Below are 16,818 nucleotides of genomic sequence, written 5' to 3' on the forward strand. Positions count from 1 at the left end.
GGCCACCCGGACGCGACCTGATCCGCCGGACAAGCCCTAGGACGAGTCCGCACGGCCGTGTCCGCACGGCCTGGGCCGGACGGCCCGCGCGCGTCCGAACGGGTGCACCTGGCGGTGGCGCGCCCCGCCGGGCGCACCGCGCGGCCGCCGCCCGCGCATCATCCGGCCATGTCGAAGGCTCCGCGCAGGTCCGCGCGTCCCGTCCTCGCCGCCCTGGTGGCGGCCCTCCTGAGCGTCTCCCCGGCCGCCGCGGCCGGTCACGGGGCCCGCGCGGGCACCGGGTTCTGGGTCGATCCGGACACCGCGGCGGCCCGCCAGGCCGACACGTACCGCGCCCAGGGCCGTACCGCCGACGCCGCACTCGTCGACCGCATCGCGCAGCGCCCGCAGGCCGTCTGGCTCCACGGCGCCGAGCCCGGCCCCACCGTCCGGGCCGCCACCGAGGCCGCGGCCCGGGCCGGCCGCACCGCCGTCCTGGTCGCCTACCACATCCCGCACCGCGACTGCGGCGCCTTCTCCTCCGGCGGCGCCCCCGACGCGGCCGCCTACCGCGCCTACGTCGACTCGTTCGCCGAGGGCCTCGGCTCGCGCGGCGCCTACGTCGTCGTCGAGCCGGACGCGGTGGCCGCCACCGTCGCGGGCTGCCCCGGCGCCGACCCGGAGGAGCGCTACGCCCTCCTGGCGTACGCCGTCCGGCAGTTGGCCGCCCGGCCCGGCACCCGCGTCTATCTCGACGCCGGGAACGCGGGCTGGGTCCCGGACCCCGCCCGGCTGGTCGAACCGCTGCGCCGCTCCGGCGTCGCCGCCGCCACCGGAATCGCCCTGAACGTCTCCAACTACCGGACGAGCGCCGAGACCTCGGCGTACGGCCACCGGCTGCTGACGGCGCTCGGCGGCAGCCCGCACTTCGTCGTCGACACCAGCCGCAACGGCAACGGCCCCTACGACGGGCCCGACGCCTGGTGCAACCCTCCCGGCCGCGCCCTCGGCACCCCGCCCACCACGAACACCGGCGACCCCGCCCTGGACGCCTACCTGTGGATCAAGCGCCCCGGGGAGTCCGACGGCAGCTGCCGGGGAGCCCCGCCGGCCGGGCAGTGGTGGGAGAGCGGCGCGCTGGAGCTGGCCCGCAACGCCGCCGACTGAGCCGCGGCCGGGCGCCGGTACCGTGGCGCCCCATGGACCACAACGCCGACCTCACCGACGCCGCGCGGGACGACGCCGCCTTCCTCGACGCCGTCGCCGACCGGCTCGCCGCCCTTCCGGGCGTCCGGGGCGTGGCGCTCGGCGGCTCGCGGGCCCAGGGCACGCACCAGGACACGAGCGACTGGGACCTCGCCGTCTACTACCGCGGCTCCTTCGATCCGCAGGACCTGCGGGACATCGGCTGGGAGGGCGAGGCGTCGGAGCTCGGCGGCTGGGGCGGCGGGGTGTTCAACGGCGGCGCCTGGCTCGTGGTCGACGGGCGGCGGGTCGACGTGCACTACCGGGACCTCGACGCCGTCGAGCACGAGGTGGCCGAGGCCCGGGCGGGCCGCTTCCGCTGGGAGCCGCTCATGTTCCACCTCGCCGGGATCCCCAGCTACCTCGTCGTCGCCGAGCTCGCCGTGAACCGTGTGCTGCGCGGCACGGCCCCCGTGGTCGACGGCTACCCGGACGCCCTGCGCGAGACGGCCCCCGCGCAGTGGTGGAGCTTGGCCGATCTGACCCTCGGGTACGCCCGCGACGGCCATGTGCCGAACGGCGGCCGGACCGAGGTCACCGGCGCGGTGTCCGTCGCCGCGATGCAGACCGCGCACGCCGTGCTGGCCGCCCGCGGGGAGTGGGTCACCAACGAGAAGCGGCTGCTGGCCCGCGCCGGACTGCGCGGCATCGACGCGGTCCTCGAGGACCCGGACCTCGCCCGACTCGTGGACCGTGCCCGTGAACTGCTCGGGGCCGCCGTGCGCGCGGACCCGGCCTAGCGGGCGCGGCCCACTGGAGGAGGCCCCGGCTGACAGAGGCCCCGGGGCCGGGCCCCGCCCAGCCGGAACGACCGTGCAGGGCGCCAGCCCGTGCCCGGGCCGTCGGTCACGACCAGCCGGACCGTGTCCACCCGGGTGCGCAGTGGCAGGGCCGCGGCGAACCGGGGCGCGGGCAGCTCGTCCGTGCCGGGGCCCGCGGCGAGGGTGAGGTGCGGGTCGAGGCCCTCATGCCCGAAGACGCCGCGGTAGGGCACGACTCCGGGCCAGCGTTCGCGCAGCGCCTTCGTCAGCGCGCGCAGCGGCTCGTCCGGTTGGGGGGCCAGGTACAGCACCCCGGGCCAGCGCCGGAGTGCGGGGAACGCGAGGGTGAACGGGCGTGTGGCCGCGAACAGTTCGGCCAGGGCCGCTCCGTCCGCAGGGGTGATCCGGGGCAGCGGCAGGAACGGGTAGAGCAGCGTGAGGTGCGGCTCCGACCCGGTGCGCACCAGCGCCGCCGCCTCCGGGACAGGCACCGAGAGGGCCGTGTCCCCCGCGGCGTCGGGCCAGCCCTCATCGTCCCGGTCGGCCCCGTCGGCCCGGTCGGCACGTCGCGCCCCGGCGTCCTCGTCCGTCATGCGCCCAGTGTCACACCGGGCGCGGCGGGCCCGTCCCCGCGCCCCTTGTGGGGCGGGGCGCGAGAACGGGCCGTTCGGGAGCCGGCCGGCTACAACTACGGCAACGGCTGCGCCTGCACCTACGGCTCGGGCTACGGCTTCGGCAGCTCGCAACCCGGCGCCGACAGGTCGATCTTGTTACCGGTGCCGACGCACGGCACGATCCCGTACGTCTGCTGCGCGTAGTTGATGCCCTCGCGCACGGTCACCTTGCCGTTCTCGTCGACCTCGCACGGGTTGTTGTCCGTGCACTCCTCTCCGCTCTCGTTGCCGGTGTTGTTGACGGCGACGACCTTGCCGCTCGCCTGGTCGACCACCGGAGAGCCGGAGGTCCCGCCGATCGTGTCGCAGGCGGAGGTGTAGCGGACCGAGTCCTTCCAGGTCCACTCACCCTCCTTGAGGCGGTAGGCGAACCCGTCGACCGAGCAGTTGTAGATCTTCTTCCAGTAGCCGGAGACGACGCTGATGGCCGTGCCCTGCGCGGGGTGGTCGGCCGACAGCTCCAGGGCCTTGATGCCGTAGGAGCTCTCGATCTGTTCGTAGGTGCTGGTCAGTTCGTACAGCGACACGTCCGTGTCGGTCATCGTGCCGTACGCGACCTTGCTCGCCTTCAGCGTGGCGACCTGGCCGCCCGAGGCGTCCAGGAGGCCGAACGTGCGGGACGAGGGCTGGTCGACGACGACCTCGCCCGGGCCGGGGAAGCCGGACTCCAGGCAGTGGCCGTTGGACATCACCAGGGCCGGGTCGGTCGGCTGCGAGTCCGGGACCCGGACGACCGAGCCGGAACAGTTGCTCAGCGCCACCGTGCCGGCGAAGCTGACGGCCTTGGAGTCGACCTTCGCCGGGTGCCGGAGCGCGGACGCGTCGCCGAGGGCCGAGGCCGGGGCGGCGGTCGCGCCGAGCAGGAGCACGCCGAAGAACGCGCCGACGAGAGACTTCTTCATGTGGGGGGTTCCTCTCCCATGGGTGAGAGTGGTGCGTCGAACGCCATGTTTTGGCATGAGCATTGTGATGGCGTAAGGCTCAGCGGACAACAGTGCACCCTCAGCGAACGGAAGTTGACCCATCCCCAGACCGCACCGCCCGACGGAAGAGGCGCCCCGCCGCTAGTCTCGCCCCATGCCCGCCGTCGCCCCCGCCGACCTGATCGTCACCGGATGCACCGCCCTGCGGCACACCGACCCCGACGAGTCCGACCCCGGACGGGGCGCCGACGGGATCCACTTCGTGCCGGACACCGCCGTCGTCGTACGAGAAGGCGTCATCGCCGCTCTCACCGACACCGCCACCGCGGCCGCCCTCCCCGCCGCGTCGCGGATCGACGCCCGGGGCCTGGTGGCGCTCCCCGGTCTCGTCAACTGCCACACCCACAGCCCCATGGTGGCGCTGCGCGGCTACGCCGAGGACCTGCCCGAGCAGGAATGGTTCAACGACCGGATCTGGCCGGTCGAGTCGAATCTGACCCCGCGTCTGGTCGCCCTCGGCGCCCGTCTCGCCTGCGCCGAGATGATCCGCGGCGGCGTCACCTGCTTCGCCGACCACTACTTCGCCATGGAGGCCGTCGCAGGCGTCGTCGAGGAGACGGGCCTGCGGGCCGACCTCGGCGAGGCGTTCTTCTCCTCGCAGGGCGCCGAGGGCCGCGCTCGCTCCCTCGACTTCGCGCGGTCACACCGCGGCCGGGCCGGCGGCCGCATCACGACCTCCCTGGCCCCGCACGCCCCGTACACCGTCGACGACGAGGACCTCGCCGCCACCGCGGCCCTCGCCCACGCGCACGGCCTGCCCGTCCACCTGCACGCCGCCGAGAACCGCGCCCAGACCGACACCGCCCTCGCCCGCCACGGCCGCACCCCCGTCGAGACCCTCCGCCGCACCGGCATCCTCGACACCGACGTGCTCATCGCGCACGGCACCGGGATCCTCGAGCGCGACCTGCCCGCCCTGCGCGCGGCCGAGGGCCGGACCGCCGTCGCGACCGCGCCCCGCGGCTACCTGAAGTTCGGCTGGGACACGACCCCCGTCCGTGCGCTCGTCGGCGCGGGCGTCCACGTCGGCCTCGCCACCGACGGCGCCGCCTCGAACAACACCCTCGACGTGTGGGAGGCGATGGCCCTGACCGCGCTCACCCAGAAGCGCCACGAGGCCGACCCCCGCTGGCTGACCGCCCGTCAGGCCCTGTGGCACGCCACGCTCGACAGCGCCCGTGCCCTCGGGCTCGGCGACCGCATCGGCTCCCTCGCACCGGGCCGCCGGGCCGACCTCGTCCTCGTCGACCTGAGCGGGCCGCGCACCCAGCCCGTCCACGACCTCGCCGCGACGCTCGTGCACAGCGCCCGCGCCGACGACGTCCGTACGACGATCGTCGACGGTCGCGTCCTGATGCACGACGGAGAACTGACGACCGTCGATGTGCCCTCCGTGCTGGGGGAGTTGCGCACTCTCCTGCCCGACCTGCTGGAACGCGTCCCCGGCCGGCGCATCCAGGAGTACGACACCTGAGCGCGGGCGGTGGCGCGCCCCACCGGCCGGAAAAATCTTCGGCGCGAGCGATGAGTTCCGTACGCGCCCGCGGTCACCCCTCGGAGAGACCCCTATCCGAGGAGGACCCATGGGGCTGCCGGACGTGGTCACGCGCGAGGAATGGCGCGCCGCCCGCGAGGAACTGCTCGCGCTGGAGAAGGCGGCGACCCGTGCGCGGGACGCACTGAACGCGCGGCGGCGCGAGCTGCCCATGGTCGAGATCGACAAGCTGTACGTCTTCGAGGGCCCCGACGGCAAGAGCGAACTGCTCGACCTGTTCGAGGGCCGGGACCAACTCGTCGTCTACCACTTCATGTTCGCGCCCGAGTGGGAGGCGGGCTGCCCCAGCTGCTCCGGATTCCTCGACCAGATCGGCCACCTGGCGCATCTGCGGGCCCGCGGCACCGCGTTCGCCGCGGTCTCCCGCGCGCCGTTCACCAGGATCCTGCCGTTCAAGGCGCGGATGGGCTGGACGGTGCCCTGGTTCTCCTCGAACCTGAGCGACTTCAACCAGGACTTCGGCACGACGGTGGAGACCGGCGGCTGCCTCCAGGAGCGCCCGGGGATCAGCTGCTTCCTGCGCGAGGGCGAGCGGATCTTCCACACGTACTCGACGTTCGACCGGGGTCTCGACGGCATCGGCTTCACGACGAACCTGCTCGACCTCACGGCGCTGGGGCGACAGGAGGAGTGGGAGCGGCCGGCCGGCCGTGCGTCGGCGCTCGGCGCGCCCGCGGGCAGCAGCGGGGTCCGCTACCACGACGAGTACCTCGACTGACCCGGCGTCCGCGTCACGTCACGCGTCACGTCACGTCACGCGTCACGTCACGCGTCACGTCACGCGTCATGTCACGGGCCGTCAGCTCTGCGGGCGGACCGTACCCGCCGGGCGGGACCACGCCGGCGTCGTCCCCGTCACCCGGCACAGGGCCAGGTACAGCGGGATCGGCGGCGTGTACGGCACCGCGCCGTCGGGGCAGTGGATGAGATCGGGAGCGCGCCGGGCGTCCGGCACCAGCGCACCCGCCGTGTACCGGGCGGGCGCGGGCCACTCCAGGGCCACGTCGGAGTCGGAGGGCACGAGCCACCACCAGTGCGCGCCGTCGGCGTAGACACAGCCCATCCGGGGCAGCCGCCGCGTCATCGCGCGCGCGAAGTCCTCGGGGACGGCCACGGCGTCGCAGCCGAGCGGTGCGGTCATGCCGTCCGGGACCCCCAGGCGCACGGGCGGCACGGAGGACGGCACGTGCCGCCGCCGCGCGAGGCCGACCAGCGAGTCCAGGTGCATCGTCCGCGTCGTCACCACGCCCATCCGTTCCCGCTCAGCACGCTCGTCGTTCTCCGTCCGCCTGGTCGGGGCGGACGTCCATCAGGTCACCAGGCCCAGTCACCCGTGCCGGAGACGTCGGGCACGGGGCCCGGGCCCGCGGCCGGGCCGCCGTCGCGCGGCAGCTCGGCCCATACGAGAAGGCCGGGGCCGGTCTCCTGAGCGCCCCACGCGCTCGAGACGGCCGCCACGAGGAGGAGCCCCCTGCCGTGCTCCTCCTCGGGCGCGACCCGGCCGGCCGGGGCGGCGACCCCGGGCATCCGGCCCTCGTCGCGCACGGCTATCCGTACGCGGTCGCCCGCGTCGTCGCTGACCTCGTGCAGCTCGCACCGGATGCGCCGGCTGGCGGTGTGCACGATCGCGTTCGTGACGAGCTCGGACACGACGAGAGCCGCCGCGTCGCAGGTGTCCTCGCACGCGCCCCAGCCACTGAGGTGGGTGCGCGTCATGTGCCGGGCCTGTGCGGCGGAGCCCGGATGGGGAGCCAGTTCGAAGCTGCTGCGGCGGGCCGCGGCCGGGGGCCCCGGTGGGGTACCCGGACGGTCACCGAGCGTAGCTTCGCCGACTGCTGTTCCTAAGGGCGCGGACGGAGTCACGCTTGCCACTATCTCCCCGTCGTGAACACTTGGCAAGAGCCACTCTGAAAAGTGCAGAGTGCAGTGTGCCGTTCGGAGCGGACATGGCACACTGCTCGCAACAGCTCGTCGCGCGGCGCCCATCGGGGTGAACCGCGGGGAAACGGCCGGTGACCTGAAGGTTCCCGGCCTTCTTCCGCGGCTGGAACTCGACACAGGGACTACTGGGAGGGCAGGGGCGTGAGCGAACCGCGGTCCGCGCCGACGGTCGGCCAGGTCGTGCTGGGCCGGCGCCTCCAGGACCTGCGGGAGAGCGCCGGACTCAAGCGCGAGGAGGCCGCCCGCGTACTGCGCGTGACGGCCGCGACCGTCCGCCGCATGGAGACCGCCGAGGTCGCCCTCAAGATCCCGTACCTCCAGCTCCTCCTGAAGTCCTACGGCGTCGGGCAGGACGAGGCCGAGGCCTTCGTCCGCCTCGCCGAGGAGGCGAACAGGCCGGGCTGGTGGCAGCGCTTCCACGACATCCTGCCCGGCTGGTTCTCGATGTACGTCAGCCTGGAGGGTGCCGCGTCACTCATCAGGTCGTACGAGCCGCACTTCGTGCCGGGGCTGCTCCAGACCGCGGACTACGCGCGTGGCGTGCTCAGATCCGGGGCGGTCGGCCGGGCCCTCGTCGAGGACCCGGGCATCGTCGACCGCCACGTCGACCTCCGGATGCGCCGCCAGGCCCTGCTCACCCGCGAGGACGCGCCCCGCGTCTGGATGGTCATGGACGAGACGGCGCTGCGCCGCCCCGTCGGTGACGCGGACGTGATGCGCGGCCAGGTCGACCGCCTCCTCGAGTCGATGGAGCTGCCCAACGTCACGCTTCAGGTCGCGGAGTTCGCGTCCGGGCCCCACCCGGGCACGTACGGACCCTTCGTCCTGTTCCGTTTCGCCATGCCGGAGCTCCCGGACATGGTCTACAGCGAGTACCTGACCGGTGCCGTCTACCTGGACGCACGCCCCGAGGTGGCCACCCACCTGGAGGTCATGGACCGCATGGCGGCGCACGCCGCGACGGCACAACGCACAAAGGAGATCCTCCGCGATCTCCGCAAGGAGCTGTGAATGGACCGGATCAAGGACCGGATACGAGGCGTCGACGGCGAGCCCGTCTACAACGGCATGCCCGCCCGCGAGCTCGGCAGCGAGGGCTGGCACAAGCCCTGGAGCGGAGGCAACGGGGGCAACTGTCTGGAGGCCATGAAGCTGGCCGACGGGCGCGTCGCCGTGCGCCAGTCCTCCGACCCGGACGGGCCGGCGCTCATCTACACCCCGGGCGAGATCACCGCGTTCATCGAGGGCGCCAAGGCGGGCGTGGCGGACTTCCTGCTGTCCTGACGCGCCGCCGCACCGTTTACCCGCACCGTTACCCGTACCGGTGACACCCCGCTCCGGCCCGGGCTCAGGCGGGGAACCGGTGGACGTCAGGCCGTCATCGGCCGGTCGTGCGCACCGATCGGGGCCGGCAGCACCGTCGACCCCGTCAGCCAGCGGTCGACGGCCGCGGCGGCCGCCCGGCCCTCCGCGATCGCCCACACCACCAGGGACTGCCCGCGCCCGGCGTCCCCGGCGACGAACACCCCCGGCACCTCCGTCGCGAAGTCCGCGTCCCTGGCCAGCGTCCCCCGCGCGTCCACGCCGAGGCCCAGCTCGTCCACCAGCCCCCCGGGCCGCCGCTCCGGGCCCTGGAACCCCAGCGCGAGCAGCACCAGATCGGCCGGCAGCACCTGCTCGGTGCCGGGCCGCGGCCGGCGCCCCGCGTCCACCTCCACCAGATGCAGCTCCCGCACCCGGCCCTCGCCGTCCCCGGCGAACCGCAGCGTCGACGCCGCGAACAGCCGGGCGTCGGCGTGCGCCAGCGGTGACTTCCCGAGCGCGTGCGCCTCCTCGTGCGCGGGAGACAGGCGGTACAGCTTCGGATACGTCGGCCAGGGTTCGGCCTCGTCGTCGCGCAGGTCGCCCGGCCTGCCGTAGATGTCGAGCTGGGTGACCGACGCGGCCCCCTCGCGGATCGCCGTGCCCAGACAGTCCGCGCCCGTGTCGCCGCCCCCGACGATCACGACGTGCCGGCCCCGGGCGTCCAGCGGGGACGCGGTCAGATCGCCCTCGCACACCCGGTTCGCCGGCGGCAGGTACTCCATCGCCTGGTGGATGCCGGCCAACTCGCGCCCCGGCACGTCCAGTTCCCGCCACTCGGTCGCCCCGGTCGCGATCAGTACCGCGTCGTGCCGCGCGCGCAGTTCGGCCGCGCCGAGGTCCCGCCCGATCTCCGTCGACGTACGGAACCGTACGCCCTCGTCCGTCAACTGCCCGAGCCTGCGCTCCAGTCGGGCCTTGTCCATCTTGAACGACGGGATGCCGTACCGCAGCAGCCCGCCGGGCCGGTCGTCCCGCTCGTACACCGCGACCGTGTGACCCGCGCGGGTCAGCTGCTGGGCCGCCGCGAGCCCGGCGGGACCCGAGCCGACCACGCCCACGCTCCGGCCCGAGAGCCGCTCCGGCGGGCGCGCCGCGACGCGTCCCTCCTCCCAGGCCCGGTCCACGATCGCCAGCTCGACGTTCTTGATCGTGACCGCCGGCTGGTCGATGGCCAGGACGCAGCCGGCCTCGCAGGGCGCGGGACAGAGCGTGCCGGTGAACTCGGGGAAGTTGTTCGTCGCGTGCAGGCGCTCGCTCGCGGCCCGCCAGTCGTCCCGCGCCACCAGGTCGTTCCACTCCGGGATCAGGTTCCCCAGCGGGCACGCGTCATGACAGAACGGAATGCCGCAGTCCATGCACCGGTCCGCCTGTGCGCCGATGATCGGCAGCAGCCCGCCGGGGACGTAGACCTCGTCCCAGTCGCGCACGCGCTCCTCGACGGGACGGCGCGGGGCCTCGCTGCGGGGGGTCCTGAGAAAGCCCTTGGGGTCGGCCATGGCCGTCTCCCTCTGCGGTGGCGCTCCGACGCCGGGACGCCGTGGCTCGTCTCGCCACGATACGTCCGTCCCGGCGGCGCGACACCCGGGGCGAGCGGCCCCCGGACCCGGGCCTCAGGTGAGAGCGAGGACGAACGAGGCCGACGCGGCGAGCGCGGCGCCGCCCCGGATGTGGTTCCAGCCCACCCACTCGCGCTGGTAGGTGCTCCAGTACGCGGCGCTGCTCTGCGACTCCTCGTCCCCGGCCAGCTTCGCGAGCGCGTCGTTGCGCGGGATGTTCGCCAGCACCGTCACCCCGAACGAGCCCGCCAGATACAGCGCACAGCCGAGCAGCAGCTCCACCGTGCCCTGCTCGGGCCAGAGCACGAACGTGACGACCGCGATCACCGCGCACAGCACGGCGGCCCCGAGGAACACGATCATGAACGCCGGGTTCACCGCCGCGACGTTGACCGCGTTCATCGCGGCGATCCCGCGGTCCGGCGGCAGGGCGCCCAGCCCCCGCATCACGAACGTCGAGAACGCGACGAAGACCCCCGCGGAGAGTCCGCACCACAGGGCGCCGAACACGACGAGCACGAAGTACGGTCCTTCGATCATCCCAGCCCCCTCGACCGACGCGGCCCGATGCCGCCCCAGGATCATGCCCCAGTCCCCGGGGGCGGGACAGCGGTTTCCGCGGGTTCCCGGGCCGGCTCGGTCCTTGCGGGGCGCGGCGCTGCTCATGCCCGTCGCGTGCCTGTCGCGTGGCCGTCGCGTGGCCGTCTCCTGCCCGGCCGGGGTCCCGCGGCAACCCGGCCGGCACCGCCCGCGGCGGCGCGGTCCGCGCCCGGCATCATGGACCCGTGCGAGTCCAAGCGATCACCTGGGAACGGCTCGGCGACGCTCTCGCCGAGCGCCTGCTCGACCTGACGCCCGCCGACGGCGGAACCCGGCCGCGGGTCGCGTTCGACGGGGCCCCTGCCGCCCGGCCCGGCGAGCTCGCCGCCCGGGTCGCCGAGGCCCTCCGGGTCCGCGGCCGCGCGTCCCTGGCCGTCGCCGCGGACGGCTTCCTGCGCCCCGCCTCGCTCCGCCTCGAGTACGGACACCAGGACACCGAGGCGTACTACAGCGGCTGGCTCGACACGGGCGCCCTGTGGCGCGAGGTCTTCGGCCCCCTCGAACCGGGCGGCAGCGGCCGGATCCTGCCCGACCTGTGGGACCCGGTCACCGACCGGGCGACCCGCAGCGACTACGTCGAACTACCGCCCGGCGGGGCTCTGTTGCTGCACGGCCCCCTCCTCCTGAACCACTGGTTCCCCTTCGATCTGACCGTGCACATCAGCCTCTCGCCCGGCGCCCTGCGCCGCCGCACCCCCGACACCGAGCAGTGGACCCTCCCGGCCTTCGCCCGCTACGACGACGAGACCGGACCGGCAGCCGCGGCCGACGTCGTCATCCGCGCCGACGACCCCCGCCACCCGGCCTGGAACGCCCCCGACCAGCCGTAGACGTCCAGGTCACAGCGATGACATGCGGCCCGGAGGGACCCCGGCGAGAATGAGCAACGGCGCCGGGAACCCTCACGTCCACCTTCGCCCCGGCATCGGGAGGCACCACCATGACCACCGCCGCGGACATCATGCACTCCGGCGCACGCTGGATCCCCGCCCACGAGACCCTGGACCGCGCCGCCCAGTTGATGCGCGAACTGAACGTCGGAGCCCTGCCCATCAGCGACGAGCAGGAGCGGCTGTGCGGCATCCTCACCGACCGCGACATCGTCGTCGGCTGTGTCGCCATGGGGCACGACCCGGCGCAGGTCACCGCCGGTGACATGGCCCAGGGCACGCCACGCTGGATCGACGCGAGCGCCGACATCGGCGAGGTCCTGCACGAGATGCAGGACCACCAGATCCGCCGACTGCCGGTGATCAAGGACAAGAAGCTCGTCGGCATGATCAGCGAGGCCGACCTGGCCACGCACCTGAGCGACGACCAGATCGCCGCGTGGGTGGAAAGCGTCTACGCCAAGAACTGACCCCGCCGGTGGGCGTGCGTCCGCGGGCGGCAGGTCAGGCCGGCGGGCGTGCGCTCCTGCCCGGTACGGCCACCGAGAAGGCGCCGTCACCGGTCACCCCGTAGATCACCTGGCCCACGCGCAGCGGCCCGGTCCCGCTCGGCGTGCGCTCGTCGATCGTGCCGCCCTTGCCGCCCTTGCCGTCCTCGGCGTCCGCGCCATCGGGGGAGACGGGCGGTCTCGTGCGCCAGCGCTCCCTGCCGGTCCGCGTGTCGATCGCGACGACGCTGCTGTCCGGCGTCGTCGCGTACAACAGGCCGCCGCTCACCGTCGGTTCGCTGAACACCCGCAGCTCGCGCGAGGTCGTCCACAGCGGCTTGCCCCGCTTCAGGTCCAGCGCGAGGACGATCTCGTTCGCGTAGTCGAAGATGTACATGGTCTCGCCCACGACGAGCGGCGGCGCCTCGGGCTCGACGGCCCAGGGGAAGTCCATCGAGCGCACCCGCCCCGATGTCAGGTCCTGGACGAAGATCCGCGACGAGACACCCGAGTCGTTCTCCCACCGCGCGTAGTAGGCGTGGTCGCCGTGCACCGTCGCCAGCCACAGATCGCCCTTGGGCGCGTCGACCCGGCCCACCGTCCGGCCCGTGCGCGCGTCGACCCGCGCCACGGTGCGCACCCCCTGCTTCTCCCTGCGCAGGTCGGCGACGATCGTGCCGTCTGCTCCCGCCTGCAACGGCCCGGCATTGTCCGAGGTGAACGTGCGCCGCCACAGCTCCTTGCCGCTGCGCGGGTCGAACGCCGCGTACGTGGCCGTGGGCCCCGGCCCCAACTCGCCCAGCTGCACGACGAGTACGCCGCTCATCAGCGCGAAGTCGGCGTGCGGGCCCTTCTTGCGCCACAACAGGCGCCCCGTGTCGGCGTCGTACGCGTCGACGCCCTGGGAGCCGTCCCCGCTGAAGGTGAAGACGAGGCCCTCCCGCGCCGCCACCACGGGGTCGGTCACCGAGCCGCCCGTCCGGCCCGCGTCCCGCATCGGGACCTTCCAGTCGATCTTTCCGGTCAGCGGCTCGACCCGGATCAGCGTCGTGGTGAACGAGGAGCAGTACACGCCCTCCGGCGACGGCGTGCAGCTGTACGAGTCCGGCAGGGACCCCATCATGTCCGACCCGTCCCCGCTGTCCCCGCTGTCCCCACCGTCCCCGCCGTTCTTTCCGGCCTCGGGCTTCTCGGTGAGGCTCGTGTGCCAGGCCCGCCAGCCCGCGGGCGTCCCCGCGGACGGCGCCTCCTGCCGCGCCGCCGTGTCCTCGCCACCGGCGCCGTCGTGCAGCGCGACCGAGATACCGGCGGCTGCCACCAGGACCACGGCGAGCGCACTGGCCGCGACGGTGATCCGACGCCGCCGCGAGGCGCGCGGGGGAGTGGCGCCCACTGCCGCGCCGCCTCCCGCGAGGGTCGTCCCGGCCGCCCCTGAGGCCCCGCCCGCCAGACGTGGTGTGCCGTCCGCGTCACCCGGACCGCGTCCGTCGTCCTGCGGCGGCGTGACCGGGGTGGCGTCGGCGGAGTCCGCGGGCCGCGCCGACGCCGGGGATGCCAGGGGGGTGACGCCCTGCGAGCCGGCGCCGGTCCCAGCGCCGGTCCCGGTCCCGGTGCCGGCACCGGTGTCGACGGTGAGCGCGAGAGTCGGACCGCCCGACGCCCCCTGCACCGCGGGCCCGTCGCCGGGATCCCCCTCGGGCATCGCGGCCAGCGCGTCCCGCAGCGCGTCCGGCGTCGGCCGGTCCTGCGGCGCCTTCGCGAGGCACGCCAGCACGAGCGGCCTCAACTCCGCGGGCAGCGCGCCCAGTTCCGGCTCGTGATGGACGGTCTGGTAGGCGGCCAGATACGCGTTCTCCGCCTCGAACGGGCTGCGGCCCGTCGCCGCGTACACGAGCAGCGCGCCGAACGAGAACACGTCGACCGGCGGCCCCACGTCCCGTGGACTGCTGAACTGCTCCGGTGCCATGAACGGCGGCGACCCGAGCACCATCCCCGTCTGCGTCCGCACATCGCTCTGCGCCGCCCGCGAGATGCCGAAGTCGATGACCCGCACCGCTCCGTCGGACCCGTCAGGATCGGATCCGCCCTCGTCGTCCTTCCCCGAACCGAGCAGCAGCACATTGCTCGGCTTCAGATCCCGGTGCACGACCTCCGCCCGGTGGATCTCCCGCAGCGCCTCCGCCAGCTCGACCCCGAGCCGGCGCAACTGCGGCCGGTCCAGGACGCCCTGCTCGGCGACCCGCTGGGCGAGCGTGTCCCCGGCGACGTAGACCGTTGCCATCCAGGGGAGCTCCGCCTCCGGGTCCGCGTCCACGACCGGCGCCGTGAACGCCCCGCTCACCCGGCGTGCAGCCCGCACCTCCTGCCGGAACCTGGCCCGGAACTCCGGGTCGTCCGCGTACTGCGCGTGCACCACCTTGACCGCGACCGCCCGGCCCGACGAGGTGCGGGCCCGGTACACGACCCCCATGCCGCCGGTGCCGATCCGCGACTCGATCCGGTAGCCGCCGACCGACTCGGGATCGTCCTCCCGCAAAGGCATCGCTCACCTCCCCCGTCCCCCGTGGATCAACCACTCGCTTGTGCCCGCGCCCGCCCCGGGCGGCCTCCGCCGACCCGTCCGGCGCGCCGGACGGTACACACTAGTGCGCGTCGTACGCGCGTCCGACGCCGTCACAGCCACCCGTTGCGCTTGAACCCCCGGTAGACGACGAGACAGATCCCGGCGATCACCGACAGCATCAGCGGATATCCGTATCGCCAGTGGAGCTCCGGCATGTGGTCGAAGTTCATGCCGTAGATCCCGCAGCCCATCGTCGGCACGGCCACGATCGCCGCCCACGCGGTGATCTTGCGCATGTCCTCGTTCTGCGCGACCGTCACCTGCGCGAGATGGGCCTGGAGTATGGAGTTGAGCAGTTCGTCGAAGGCGGCTATCTGCTCGGCCGCCCGCAGCAGGTGGTCGGACACGTCGCGGAAGTACGCCTGTGTCTCCTGCGGCACCGAAGGCAGCGGACGGCTCGCCAGCTCCAGCACCGGGCGGGACAGCGGGACCACCGCCCGCTTCAGCTCCAGCAGCTCGCGCTTGAGCTGGTAGATGCGGCCCGGGTCGACGCGCGCCCCGTTCTGCGCGAAGACCGCCGTCTCCACCTCGTCTATGTCGGCCTGGAAATCGTCGAGCACCGTCAGGTAGTCGTCCACCACGCCGTCCGCGACGGCGTGCAGCACCGCGGCCGGCCCCTTGGCGAGCTGCTCCGGCGCCGCCTCCAGGTTCTCCCGCACCGGTCCCAGTGAGCCGTGCCGCCCGTGTCGCACGGTGATCACGAAGTCGCCCCCGACGAACACCATGATCTCTCCGGTGTCGACGACCTCACTCGTCGCCGTCACCTCCGAATGCTCCACGTAGCAGACCGTCTTGAACACCGCGAACAGCGTCTGCCCGTACCGCTCCACCTTCGGGCGCTGGTGCGCGTGCACCGCGTCCTCCACGGCGAGCGGGTGCAGGTCGAACAGCTCGGCGACCTCCGCGATCTCCGGCTCCGCCGGCTCGTGCAGCCCGAGCCAGACGAACCCCTCCCCGGTCTCCCGGACCCGCTTCACCGCCTCGGCGAGGTCGGCGCCGCCGCCCGTCTCCCGCGCACCGTCCACGTACGTCACGCAGTTCACCACCGCGGACCCGAGAGGGGAGCGGGCCGGGTGGCTCAGGTCCACCCGGGGGCGACGGCGCGCCAGCCCTGCCATCCTGCGCAGCCCACCCACCCTGCGCAGGCCGCCGACCTTCCGCAGATTGCCCGCCATCGACATGCTCGGCTCCTCGTGCCGGTTCCTCACGTGACCGTGTCGTCCTCACGCGCTCGTGCCTGACCGGGCCGCTCCGTCGAACGGGCGACCTGGCGAGCCAGTCTGCCAGCGAACACCGACAACCCGTCAGGGCCTGTGGGAACGGAGGATTCCGTTCCGAAATGTCCGGTGTGGACGGAGGCTGCTGCGATGATCGGGTCATGATGCGATCCGGCGGCCACGCCTACCTCCTGGACAACCAGCAGCCCGAGGCGGGCCAGCGCTTCGACTCCCTGTCGACGCTGTTCGACCCCACGACGTTCCGGCACATCGAGCGGCTCGGCATCGGTTCCGGCTGGCGCTGCTGGGAGGTCGGGGCCGGCGGCACGTCCGTCGTCTCCTGGCTGGCCCGCAAGGTCGGCCCCACCGGCCGGGTCCTCGCGACCGACATCGACACCTCCTGGCAGCACAGCATCCCGCGACCGCCCGTCGAGGTGCGCCGCCACGACATCGGTGCCGACGAGCCGCCCGCCGAGTCCTTCGACCTGGTGCATGCGCGGCTCGTCCTCGTCCATGTCCCCGACCGGGAGCGGGCGTTGGCGACGATGATCCGTGCCCTGCGGCCCGGCGGGCGCCTCCTCCTGGAGGACGCCGACCCCGGGCTCCAGCCCCTCCTGTGCCCCGAGGAGCGCGGCCCCGAGGAGCAGCTCGCCAACCGCCTGCGCCACGGCTTCCGCTCCCTGCTCGCCAAGCGTGGCGCAGACCTCTCCTACGGCCGCAAGCTCCCCGGCCTGCTGCGCGCCGCCGGACTGCGCCAGGTCGAGGCGGACGCGTACTTCCCCCTGGCCTCGCCGGCCTGCACGGCCCTGGAAGCGGCCACGGTCGAGCAGATCCGCCCGTCGCTCCTGAAAGCGGGCCTGGCGACGAACGAGGAGATCGACCGCCACCTCGCCAACATCGCCACCGGCACGATGGACCTGGCCACATCCCCCCTCATCTCG

17 protein-coding genes are annotated in these 16,818 nt (G+C 73.7%); 9 read left to right on the top strand and 8 right to left on the bottom strand.

What is annotated here, in order from left to right:
- Positions 1-168: 168 nt before the first annotated feature.
- Positions 169-1,146, top strand: a complete 978-nt coding sequence (locus GTW43_RS01940) for a glycoside hydrolase family 6 protein (RefSeq protein WP_161299787.1) — start codon at positions 169-171, stop codon at positions 1,144-1,146.
- Positions 1,147-1,178: 32 nt separating this feature from the next.
- Entirely contained in the window at positions 1,179-1,964 is a 786-nt protein-coding gene (locus tag GTW43_RS01945) for a nucleotidyltransferase domain-containing protein (protein ID WP_161299788.1), read from the top strand.
- Here GTW43_RS01945 and GTW43_RS01950 read toward each other — a convergent pair.
- Positions 1,961-2,578 (bottom strand): 2'-5' RNA ligase family protein, encoded by a 618-nt coding sequence (locus tag GTW43_RS01950; protein WP_161299789.1) that lies wholly within the window; start codon positions 2,576-2,578, stop codon positions 1,961-1,963. The genes GTW43_RS01945 and GTW43_RS01950 overlap by 4 nt on opposite strands.
- A 131-nt stretch (positions 2,579-2,709) precedes the next feature.
- The gene (locus tag GTW43_RS01955) at positions 2,710-3,561 is read right to left on the bottom strand and encodes a serine protease (RefSeq protein WP_161299790.1); all 852 of its coding nucleotides are present in this window, start codon (positions 3,559-3,561) and stop codon (positions 2,710-2,712) included.
- A 175-nt stretch (positions 3,562-3,736) separates the two neighbouring features.
- On the opposite strand from GTW43_RS01955, the gene GTW43_RS01960 reads away from it, so the two are divergent.
- Positions 3,737-5,116: an amidohydrolase gene (locus GTW43_RS01960; protein WP_161299791.1), complete on the top strand. Its 1,380-nt coding sequence runs from the start codon at positions 3,737-3,739 to the stop codon at positions 5,114-5,116.
- A 109-nt stretch (positions 5,117-5,225) separates the two neighbouring features.
- A complete protein-coding gene (locus tag GTW43_RS01965; RefSeq protein ID WP_161299792.1) occupies positions 5,226-5,915 on the top strand; it encodes a DUF899 domain-containing protein in 690 nt (229 codons plus the stop codon).
- 81 nt (positions 5,916-5,996) lie between these two features.
- On the opposite strand, the gene GTW43_RS01970 is transcribed toward GTW43_RS01965, so the two are convergent.
- Both GTW43_RS01970 and GTW43_RS01975 read right to left on the bottom strand, forming a co-directional pair.
- Positions 5,997-6,449 carry a hypothetical protein gene (locus GTW43_RS01970; protein ID WP_161299793.1) on the bottom strand — a complete coding sequence of 151 codons (453 nt, stop codon included), beginning with the start codon at positions 6,447-6,449 and terminating at the stop codon, positions 5,997-5,999.
- A gap of 62 nt (positions 6,450-6,511) precedes the next feature.
- A complete protein-coding gene (locus tag GTW43_RS01975) occupies positions 6,512-6,952 on the bottom strand; it encodes an ATP-binding protein (RefSeq protein WP_343245867.1) in 441 nt (146 codons plus the stop codon).
- A gap of 327 nt (positions 6,953-7,279) precedes the next feature.
- Here GTW43_RS01975 and GTW43_RS01980 point away from each other — a divergent pair, with 327 nt between their 5' ends.
- Both GTW43_RS01980 and GTW43_RS01985 read left to right on the top strand, forming a co-directional pair.
- Positions 7,280-8,149, top strand: coding sequence for a helix-turn-helix transcriptional regulator (locus tag GTW43_RS01980; RefSeq protein WP_161299795.1), 870 nt, complete (start codon positions 7,280-7,282; stop codon positions 8,147-8,149).
- A complete protein-coding gene (locus tag GTW43_RS01985) occupies positions 8,150-8,422 on the top strand; it encodes a DUF397 domain-containing protein (RefSeq protein WP_161299796.1) in 273 nt (90 codons plus the stop codon). It abuts the gene before it with no gap.
- Positions 8,423-8,508: 86 nt separating this feature from the next.
- Here GTW43_RS01985 and GTW43_RS01990 read toward each other — a convergent pair whose 3' ends face one another.
- Both GTW43_RS01990 and GTW43_RS01995 read right to left on the bottom strand, forming a co-directional pair.
- Positions 8,509-9,999 (bottom strand): glutamate synthase subunit beta, encoded by a 1,491-nt coding sequence (locus GTW43_RS01990; protein ID WP_161299797.1) that lies wholly within the window; start codon positions 9,997-9,999, stop codon positions 8,509-8,511.
- Between the two features lie 114 nt (positions 10,000-10,113).
- Positions 10,114-10,599 carry an anthrone oxygenase family protein gene (locus GTW43_RS01995; RefSeq protein ID WP_161299798.1) on the bottom strand — a complete coding sequence of 162 codons (486 nt, stop codon included), beginning with the start codon at positions 10,597-10,599 and terminating at the stop codon, positions 10,114-10,116.
- Between the two features lie 245 nt (positions 10,600-10,844).
- On the opposite strand from GTW43_RS01995, the gene GTW43_RS02000 reads away from it, so the two are divergent.
- Together GTW43_RS02000 and GTW43_RS02005 are read left to right on the top strand one after the other, a co-directional pair.
- The gene (locus GTW43_RS02000; RefSeq protein ID WP_161299799.1) at positions 10,845-11,489 is read left to right on the top strand and encodes a uridine kinase; all 645 of its coding nucleotides are present in this window, start codon (positions 10,845-10,847) and stop codon (positions 11,487-11,489) included.
- A gap of 110 nt (positions 11,490-11,599) precedes the next feature.
- Positions 11,600-12,019: a CBS domain-containing protein gene (locus GTW43_RS02005; protein ID WP_161299800.1), complete on the top strand. Its 420-nt coding sequence runs from the start codon at positions 11,600-11,602 to the stop codon at positions 12,017-12,019.
- 34 nt (positions 12,020-12,053) lie between these two features.
- Here GTW43_RS02005 and GTW43_RS02010 read toward each other — a convergent pair whose 3' ends face one another.
- Positions 12,054-14,579 carry a serine/threonine-protein kinase gene (locus GTW43_RS02010; RefSeq protein ID WP_161299801.1) on the bottom strand — a complete coding sequence of 842 codons (2,526 nt, stop codon included), beginning with the start codon at positions 14,577-14,579 and terminating at the stop codon, positions 12,054-12,056.
- A gap of 131 nt (positions 14,580-14,710) precedes the next feature.
- On the bottom strand, positions 14,711-15,841 hold the full coding sequence (locus GTW43_RS02015) for a magnesium and cobalt transport protein CorA (protein WP_161299803.1): 1,131 nt from the start codon (positions 15,839-15,841) through the stop codon (positions 14,711-14,713).
- A 197-nt stretch (positions 15,842-16,038) separates the two neighbouring features.
- On the opposite strand from GTW43_RS02015, the gene GTW43_RS02020 reads away from it, so the two are divergent.
- Positions 16,039-16,818: methyltransferase domain-containing protein (locus GTW43_RS02020; RefSeq protein ID WP_161299802.1), on the top strand; the 780-nt coding region annotated here is incomplete at its 3' end.

Origin of the sequence: Streptomyces sp. SID5785 (assembly GCF_009870065.1) — a bacterium.
Taxonomy (GTDB): domain Bacteria; phylum Actinomycetota; class Actinomycetes; order Streptomycetales; family Streptomycetaceae; genus Streptomyces.